The sequence below is a fragment of the Glycomyces sp. L485 genome, from assembly GCF_022548875.1.
Classification (GTDB): domain Bacteria; phylum Actinomycetota; class Actinomycetes; order Mycobacteriales; family Micromonosporaceae; genus Glycomyces.
The window spans coordinates 120382-129185 of sequence record NZ_JAKZEW010000007.1; the positions used below are offsets into that span (position 1 = coordinate 120382).

At 67.9% G+C, this 8804-nt stretch carries 7 protein-coding genes; 4 read left to right on the forward strand and 3 right to left on the reverse strand.

What is annotated here, in order from left to right:
- From L0U85_RS06500 to L0U85_RS06510, 3 genes are all read right to left on the reverse strand, one after another.
- Window positions 1-517 (reverse strand): serine/threonine-protein kinase (locus L0U85_RS06500; RefSeq protein ID WP_241376944.1); only part of this gene is annotated, 517 nt, incomplete at its 3' end.
- Window positions 518-581: 64 nt separating this feature from the next.
- Entirely contained in the window at window positions 582-3176 is a 2595-nt protein-coding gene (gene otsB, locus L0U85_RS06505; protein ID WP_241376945.1) for a trehalose-phosphatase, read from the reverse strand.
- A 45-nt stretch (window positions 3177-3221) separates the two neighbouring features.
- Window positions 3222-4667: a trehalose-6-phosphate synthase gene (locus tag L0U85_RS06510; RefSeq protein WP_241376946.1), complete on the reverse strand. Its 1446-nt coding sequence runs from the start codon at window positions 4665-4667 to the stop codon at window positions 3222-3224.
- A gap of 151 nt (window positions 4668-4818) precedes the next feature.
- Between L0U85_RS06510 and ettA the strand changes: the two genes are divergently transcribed.
- From ettA to L0U85_RS06530, 4 genes are all read left to right on the forward strand, one after another.
- Window positions 4819-6498: an energy-dependent translational throttle protein EttA gene (gene ettA / locus L0U85_RS06515; RefSeq protein WP_241376947.1), complete on the forward strand. Its 1680-nt coding sequence runs from the start codon at window positions 4819-4821 to the stop codon at window positions 6496-6498.
- 1 nt (window position 6499) lies between these two features.
- Entirely contained in the window at window positions 6500-6901 is a 402-nt protein-coding gene (locus L0U85_RS06520; RefSeq protein ID WP_241376948.1) for a thioesterase family protein, read from the forward strand.
- Window positions 6889-7443: a hypothetical protein gene (locus L0U85_RS06525; protein ID WP_241376949.1), complete on the forward strand. Its 555-nt coding sequence runs from the start codon at window positions 6889-6891 to the stop codon at window positions 7441-7443. Before L0U85_RS06520 ends, L0U85_RS06525 begins: the two co-directional genes overlap by 13 nt.
- A 317-nt stretch (window positions 7444-7760) precedes the next feature.
- Window positions 7761-8543, forward strand: coding sequence for a YbjN domain-containing protein (locus L0U85_RS06530; protein ID WP_241376950.1), 783 nt, complete (start codon window positions 7761-7763; stop codon window positions 8541-8543).
- Window positions 8544-8804 lie beyond the last annotated feature (261 nt).

Consider the following 8804-nt stretch of genomic DNA (forward strand, 5'->3'; position numbering starts at 1 on the left):
GCGGCGTGAGCTTGTCGATCGTCTCGGTCGCGGCCAGGGACGCCGGGGCGCGGGCGATCCCGAAGTCCGCCAGAGCCGGCCCGTACCGGCCGCGCAGGAGGTTCTGCGGCTTGACGTCCCGGTGCAGGATGTCGGCGCTGTGCGCGGCCTGGAGCGCTTGGCCGATCTTGACGCCCACGTCGATGACGTCGCCCACCGGCAAGGGTCCGCCCGACTTCAGGATCTGCGAGTAGGAGCCGCCGTCGCAGTACTCCATGACGATGTAGGGGCGGCCGTCCTCGGTCGAGCCGGTGTCGATGATCGAGACGATGTGGGGGTGGCCCGAGACCGCGACGGTGGCCTCGAGCTCCTTCTCGACCGAGGCGGTGGTGGTCATGTCATCGTCGACCAGGAGGACCTTGACGGCCACGGTCCGGTCGAGCCGTTCTTGGACGGCGCGGTACACGAACGCGGTCGACCCGTGAGCGACCATCGCGAAGTCGCGGTAGCCGGGAACGGCCGGAGTGGGGGAGCTCAAGGCGGAGGGCTTTCTGTTGGGGACGATCAGACAGGAGGCGTCCCCAACAGATTAGCCGTTGCCTCTACACGTGCCCGTTCTGGCCGTTGAGCAGGTTGGCCACGCGGATCAGCCCGAGGTGGGAGTACGCCTGCGGGTGGTTTCCCAACCCGCGCTCGGCGATCGGATCCCACTGCTCGGGCAGCAGGCCGGTCGGTCCGGCGCACGCGAGGATCTGCTCGAACAGCTCCTCGGCGTCCGTCCGGCGGCCCACCTGCATGTAGGCCTCGGCCAGCCACGCGGCGCACAGGATGAATCCGCCCTCGGTGCCGGGCAGACCGTCGTCGCGGTGGTAGCGGTAGACCGTGGGGCCGCTGCGCAGCCCGGCCTCGATCTTGAGGACCGTCTTGAGGTAGCGAGGGTCGTCGGGTGCCAGCAGGCCCGACAGGCCCACCCACAGCGACGCCGCATCGAGGTCGTCGTGGCCGTAAGCGGCCGTGTAGGCCCCGACACCGTCGTTCCAGCCCAGTTCGAGCACGTTCTTCGCGATCGAGTCGCGCAGCTCCGGCCAGGTGGCCCCGGACTCCATGCCGAAGTGGTCGGCGACCTTGAGCGCCCGGTCGACCGTCACCCAGCACATGACCTTGGAGTACACGTGGTGCCGGGGCGCCTGACGGGCCTCCCAGATGCCGTGGTCGGGCTCGTGCCAGCGCTTCTCGACGGCTTCGACCATGGAGGCCATGACCGACTGCTCGAAGTCCGACAGGTGCCCGCGCCGCTGCGCGACCGCCTCGATGAGCATCGCGACCGGACCGAACACGTCGAGCTGGACCTGGTTGGACGCGGCGTTGTTGATGCGTACGGGCCTGGCCCCGGCATAGCCGGGCAGGGTCTCGATGATGGCCTCGGGGGACGGGGCGACGCCTTCGATGTCGTACAGGGGGGCGAGTCGCTCGGGGTGTCCGGCGGTGCGCTCGATGATGCCGGAGACGTACTCGAAGTACGCCTCGGCCTCCTGGAGGGAGCCGATGTCGACCAGCGCGTTCGCGGTCATCGCGGCGTCGCGGATCCAGCAGAACCGGTAGTCCCAGTTGCGGACCCCGCCGAGCTCCTCGGGCAGCGAGGTGGTGCCGGCGGCGAGGATCGCGCCGGTCGGCTGGTAGCACAGCGCCCGCAGCGTCAGCGCCGAACGCGAGACCGCCTCAGGTTCGATCGAGGGGAGCTTGAGCGAGTCGGACCAGTTGCGCCAACCGGCCTCGGTGGTGCGGCGGCGGACCTTGATGGCGGGCTTCCACTCGCCGATGTCCTCGGTGCCGGCGCGCATCTCCAGGATGAGCGAGCCGCCGATCTTGGCCAGGTCGACCGTGGCGGTGGCCAGGGTGTGCTGGCCGTCGTGCTCGATGCGCCAGTCGACGCCCGGCGAGCGCAGGCTGATCGGCTCGTTCGCGCCCAGGACCCTGATGCCGTCGCCGCCGACCGGCTGGAGCTGCACCGGCAGCTGACCGAACTCCGGGCGCGGCGCGAAGGTGAGCTTGACCGGGATCTCGCCGGTGATCTCGCGGACGAGGACGGTGGCGTTGAGGTCGCCGCGGCGCCGCAGCGTCGAGTCGAGCCAGTCGGTGATCGTCAGTCCCGGCCACCGGGTCTCGACGGTCATGGTGCCGGCGACGTAGCGCTGGCCGAGCGGGATGCCCGCGTTGACTGGCTGGACGGTGAAGTGTCCGGCGTGCTCGCCGCCGAGGAGGTCGGCGAAGACCGAACCGGAGTCGGGGCGAGGGTGGCACATCCACGTCAGGCGCGCGTCGGGGGTGAGCAGCGCGTGGTTGGCGCCGTCTGCCAGGAGCGTGTGCCGCTCGATGAGCTGCGCCGACTCGCCCTGGAGCCAGCTGCGGCGGCTGTCGACGAGGCGGGCGAGGAGCTTGGCGACGTCCTCGGGGTCGGCGATCCGGAAGGACGCCCGGGTGGTACCAGTGCCCACCCGGACGCCGATGTCCGGTCCGTGGAGATGCGCGAAGGCGTTCTCGTCGGTGACGTCGTCGCCGAGGAAGAGCACCGCCGACGCCCCCAGCTGGTGGCGGAGCTTGTCGAGCGCGTCGCCCTTGTGGGTGGTGACGACCGACAGGTCGATGACCGCCTTGCCCTCGGTGGTCTGCACGCCGTCCCAAGTCGACGGTCCCTCCCGGACCGCCTCGATGACCTCGTCCGCGTCCTCTTGCGAGGCCTCCCTCGTGTGCAGGGCCGCGCCCGCCGGCTTGGGCTCCACTCGAGCGCCCTCGTAGCGTTCCGCGATCGCCGAGAGCTCGGCGACGAGCTTGTCCCGGCGCCGCTGATCCTCGCTGGAGAGCGCCCGGGTGAACCCGACGTCGAACTCCGAGCCGTGCGAGCCGACCAGATGGATCTCGGAGGGAAGGCGCGAGAGCGCCGCCAGATCGCGCAGCGCGCGACCGGAGATGACCGCGACCTTCGTCTGCGGCAGGTCCGCGAGCGTCCGCAGCGCCGACACCGACTCGGGAATCGGTTTGGCCTGCGAGGGGTCGGTCACAATCGGGGCGAGCGTGCCGTCGTAGTCGCAGGCGACCAGCAATTGCGGGACGCGGGCGAGTTGGGTGAGGGCCGAGCGTAGCTCGTCCGAGGAACTCAGTCCTTCAGGACCGAGTCCCTCTGGGCTTGGTGCGGTCATCTGGCGTATCTCCAACACCGGTCAGTTGCGGATTCAGGCTTGTGCCTACCTGCCTTCCACCGCATCAGCGGCGGGTGGGCTGCCCGGATTGTACGCCGCGGTGCGTTCCGGAACTCCTAGCGCCGTGAGGAAACTGCGGGCCCATCGACTCACGTCGTGCTTACGCAGATAGCGCCTCATCGCGCGCATCCTCTTCATCTTATCGTCCAGAGGCGTCTCCGCCGCTGTCACAAATCCGTCTTTCAGGTCGGTCAAATCATGCGGGTTCACCAAGAACGCCTGCCTGAGATCCCCTGCGGCACCGGCGAACTCGCTCAAGACCAGCGCGCCGTGGCTGTCGATCTGGCTCGCGACGTACTCTTTGGCAACCAGATTCATGCCGTCGCGCAGCGGTGTGACCGCCATGACGTCGGCGGCCTGGTACAACGCCGCCAGCTCGTGCCTGTCGAACGATTGGTGGAGGTAGTGGACGGCCGGAAGGCCCACCTGGCCGTATTCGCCGTTGATGCGACCGACTTCACGTTCGACCTTGTCGCGCAGCACCCGGTACTGCTCGACGCGCTCGCGGCTCGGGGTGGCCACTTGCACCATCACGGTCTTGGGGACCTGGAAGCGGCCGTCCTCCAGCAGCTCGCGGAACGCCTTGAGGCGTGTCTCGATGCCCTTGGTGTAGTCGAGCCGGTCGACGCCGAGGATGATGGTCTCCGGCTCGCCGAGCTCGGCGCGGATCTCCTTGGCCCGCTGACGGGCGCGGTCGGTGTTGGCGACCTCCTCCATTGAGGCGGTGTCGATGGAGATGGGGAAGGCGTCGGCCCTGACCAGGCGGTCGTCGACGGTGACGTAGTGCCCCCTCGGCCGGTAGCCGAGCAGGTGCCTGGTGAGAGCGAGGAAGTTCTGAGCCGCCAGGGGCCGCTGGAAGCCCACCAGGTCCGCGCCGAGGAGCCCCTTGAGGATCTCCATGCGCTGAGGCAACTGCATGAACAGCTCGACCGGCGGGAACGGGATGTGCAGAAAGAATCCGATCCGCAGGTCGGGGCGCCGCTCCCGCAGCATCGCGGGGACCAGCTGCAGCTGGTAGTCCTGGATCCAGACGACCGCGCCGGGCGCGGCCTCGGCGGCGCAAACGTCGGCGAAACGAGCGTTGACCTCGTAATACGACTTCCACCACGAGCGGCGGAACACCCGCGGCTGGACCGCGTCGTGGTACAGCGGCCACAGCGAGGCGTTCGAGAACCCTTCGTAGTACCGCGCGACCTCGTCGGCGCTGAGCTCGACCGGCAGCAGTCTGATGCCGTCGGCCTCGAACGGATCGGGAGCCGAGCCTGGCTGGCCGGCCCATCCGACCCACGTGCCCTTGTTGGCCTGGAGTACTGGTTCGAGGGCGGTGACGAGGCCGCCGGGGGATCGGCGCCAGGTTCGATTTCCCTCTTCGTCGACCTCGGAGTCGACGGGGAGGCGGTTGGCTACGACAATGAAGGATGCGTTGCTCAATTTGTAGTCCCTCCTTTACTCAAGGATATCGGTGTCGGATCGCGGGACGCCCGCCGTGACGCAGACGGGTCGGGCCCGGCCCGAATGGCGGGAACGGGGTCGGACTTGACATGATTGAACGCGGTCAGTTACGAGTCAGCGAAGGATCAGTGTGGCGCAGTTCATTTACACCATGGAAAAGGCGCGCAAAGCGCACGGCGACAAGGTCGTCCTCGACGACGTCACCTTGTACTTCCTCCCTGGTGCCAAGATCGGCGTGGTCGGTCCCAACGGCGCCGGCAAGTCGAGCCTGCTCCGGATCATGGCCGGCCAGGACCAGGTCTCCAACGGCGACGCCAAGCTCGCGGCCGGGGCCACGGTCGGCATGCTCGCCCAGGAGCCGCCGCTGAACGAGTCGAAGACGGTCATGGAGAACGTTCAGGAGGCCGTCGCGCCGATCCAGGCGAAACTCGACCGCTTCAACGCCATCGCCGCCGAGATGGCCACCGACTACACCGACGAGCTGATGGAGGAGATGGGCCGCCTCCAGGAGGATCTCGACGCCGCCAACGCCTGGGAGCTCGACTCCAAGCTCGAACAGGCCATGGACGCCCTGCGCTGCCCGCCCGGCGACTGGGCCGTCACCACCCTCTCCGGCGGCGAGCGCCGCCGCGTCGCGCTGTGCAAGCTCCTGCTGGAACAGCCCGACCTGCTGCTGCTCGACGAGCCCACCAACCACCTCGACGCCGAGTCGGTCCTGTGGCTGGAGCGCCACCTCGCCGACTACCCCGGTGCCGTCGTCGCCATCACGCACGACCGGTACTTCCTCGACAACGTCGCCGAGTGGATCCTCGAGCTCGACCGCGGCCGCACCTACCCCTACGAGGGCAACTACTCCACCTACCTGGAGAAGAAGGCCGAGCGCATGAAGGTGGAGGGCCGCAAGGACTCCAAGATGCAAAAGCGCCTCAAGGACGAGCTCGAGTGGGTCCGCTCCAACGCCAAGGGCCGCCAGACCAAGTCCAAGGCCCGCCTCGGCCGCTACGAGGAGATGGCCGCCGAAGCCGAGAAGACCCGCAAGCTCGACTTCGAGGAGATCCAGATCCCGCCGGGCCCGCGCCTCGGCTCGACCGTCATCGAGTCCAAGGACCTGTACAAGGGCTTCGACGGCGAGACGCTCATCAACGGCCTGAACTTCAGCCTGCCCCGAAACGGCATCATCGGCATCATCGGCCCCAACGGCGTCGGCAAGACCACGCTGTTCAAGACCATCGTGGGCCTGGAGAAGCCGGACTCCGGCGACGTCAACGTCGGCGGCACCGTCCAGATCTCCTACGTCGACCAGAACCGGGCCGGCCTCGCCGGCGAGAAGTCCGTCTGGGAGGTCGTCTCCGACGGCCTCGACTACCTCATGGTCGGCAAGGTCGAGATGCCAAGCCGCGCCTACATCGCCGCGTTCGGCTTCAAGGGCCCCGACCAGCAGAAGCCCACCAAGGTCCTGTCCGGCGGCGAGCGCAACCGCCTGAACCTGGCGCTCACCCTCAAACAGGGCGGCAACGTCCTCCTGCTCGACGAGCCCACCAACGACCTCGACGTCGAGACGCTCTCCAGTCTCGAGAACGCGCTGCTGGAGTTCCCCGGCTGCGCCGTGGTCATCAGCCACGACCGGGCCTTCCTCGACCACGTCGCCACCCACATCCTCGCGTGGGAGGGCACCGATGACAACGGCGAGCCGAACTGGTTCTGGTTCGAGGGCAACTTCGACTCCTACGAGAAGAACAAGATCGAGCGCCTCGGCCCCGACGCGGCCAAGCCGCACCGGGTCACGCACCGCAAGCTCACGAGGGACTAGCATGAGCCGCTTCAACACCGATGTGGCGCTGCGCTGGTCGGACATGGACGCCTTCGGGCACGTGAACAACACCAAGTTCATGACCCTGCTCGAAGAGGCCCGCGTCGCGATGATGTTCACCGCCGCCGAGGACGCCGGGATCCCCGGATTCAGGGAGGGCGTCGTGGTCGCGCGCCACGAGGTCGACTTCCTGTTGCCGGTCGTCGTCCCGGCCGACGTCCGCGTCGAGCTGTGGGTCGACCGCATCGGCAACGCCTCGTTCACCTTCGCCTACGAGCTGTTCGCGAACGAGAAGCTCGCGCTGAGGGCGAAGACCGTGATGGTCCCCTTCGACACCGCCGAGGGCCGTCCCCGCCGCCTCACCGGGCCCGAGCGCGAGTACCTCAGTCGATGGGAGGACTGAGCCGGGACGACGCGGCGTTCGCCGCCCGGGTCGCGAGACTGGATGCGGACGCCCCCGTCCGCGTCCTCGACGGCCGTCTGTGGGCCGCGCTCCCGATCGGCGTGCTCGCCGTCCGCGACCTCGCCGGATCGCTCGGCGAGGGTGTCTACAACGCGGGCGACCTCAGCGCCGGTCGCGCCGAGCCCCGCAGCGACGCCGACTGGCGCGGACGCCTGCCCCGGTGGCCCTGGGAACCGATCGAGACCGTGCCCGCCGCCGACATCGCCGCCCTCGACCGCCAGGCCGCCGACGCGCTGCGCGAGCGGCGCGGCCAAGGAGTCGGCGACCGGCGTCTGCGCGACGCGCTGCTCGACCACGTCGCCCTACGTATCGAGCACGACGGTGACGAGCACCCCGTCGAGTTCCGGCTCGTCGTCGCCCTCATGCGCATGGGGTTCCTCAGCGACGACCCCGTACGGGTGGTCCGCTCCGGTCGCCGCGTCGGACTCGCCGCGACTTACGGCGCCGTCTGGGAACGCGACAGGGGCCTGAAACTCCTCTAAAAGGCTGAATCGGGCGGTGACGGAAATCCGACTGAATACCGGCTTTCCAGGCCTCTCCTCGCCCCGATGTATGAGACGGGTGACAGTCAGGCTTTGAGTACCGCGAACACATGCATTAGGGTTCATACTTTTGGTCAGGAAAGGCTGACGGTTGTGCAATGTCGGTCCCAAGTCCTAGGCTGCTCATCGCTGGCGGACGTAACTTTGCACTGCTTTAACCGGCGCAAATCCGGTTAAGTTCAGCCAAGCAGGATTGCCAACGTAGAACCCATGTACTGCTAGTGATTCGCATTTTGGGTGGGAAGGCGGACAACACCATGGCATGGTGGCGCAGCAGCAGGAAACGCGACTCCGAGGACGAGGCGGTCGCGGAGACGACCGCGGAAGCCGATACCGAGATCTGTGGCTCGGCCGAGCGCGCCCAAGCGCGCGGCAGCCAGCCCAGCGCGGTCCCCAGCCCCCGGTCCGAACCCCGCGAGGCCCCCGAATTGGCGATGACCGATGCCGGCGTCGACGACTTCGGCGAGGACCACTTCCTGGCCCGTTCCCCCGAACCGCTCGCTTACGGGCCCGATGAGGAGCAGATCTCCGAGGTCGAGCGGTGGCACCTCATCAAGCGTGACATAGAGGCGATCGACCCCGACTTCGTCTCCGATCTCGAAGAGATCGCCCACAGTGCCCGCGACGAGTCCGCTCCGCTCGACGCCGACCGGATCATCGCTGCACTGAAGAACCTCGACATCCGTTACCTCATCGACGAGAACGGCGGCATAGTCGCCCTCTGGGAGCGTCACATCGTGCAGGTGCGCGCCGAAGGCCCCGACTCGGACATCTTGGTGTTGCGCGCCCGCGCCTACCAGACCGTGCCGAAGGACTGGGCCGTACGCGGCTACGCGGCGATGAACGAGTGGAACCGCACCAGACGGTTCCTCAAGGCCTACCTCGGCGAGCCCACTGAATCGGGCTCGCTGCCCGTGTTCGGCGAGATCCAGGTCCCCGTCCGCCCCGGCATCACCTCGGCGCTGCTCGAAGAGCTCATCGACTGCGGCACCGCCATCTCGGGCACCTTCGTGGAATGGCTTGAAGGCGAACTGCTTTAGGCTGCAATGACTGCGAGATTGTGAATTCAGGGCCGGGATGCATCGCATCACGGCCCCGACACGTATCCGGGGACGGGACCGTGTCGTCTTGAGCTTCAGGCGGATCAGCGACCAAGAGGAAGGCGCTGTGTTGGGATGGCTTTGCGGTGTTCCGGTGCCGTTTGGTTGGGCTTCAGTCGTATCAGCGATGACGAGGTAGGGGCTGAATAGGGCGGGGTTTTCGGCTCGCTCGTGCTTTTCGGTCGGTCTTCAGGCGGGCAG

Coding starts and splice junctions, on each gene's coding strand:
- otsB (WP_241376945.1), bottom strand. CDS start 3,176: ATGACCGCACCAAGCCCAGAGGGACTCGGTCCTGAAGGACTGAGTTCC.
- L0U85_RS06520 (WP_241376948.1), top strand. CDS start 6,500: ATGAGCCGCTTCAACACCGATGTGGCGCTGCGCTGGTCGGACATGGAC.
- L0U85_RS06525 (WP_241376949.1), top strand. CDS start 6,889: ATGGGAGGACTGAGCCGGGACGACGCGGCGTTCGCCGCCCGGGTCGCG.
- L0U85_RS06530 (WP_241376950.1), top strand. CDS start 7,761: ATGGCATGGTGGCGCAGCAGCAGGAAACGCGACTCCGAGGACGAGGCG.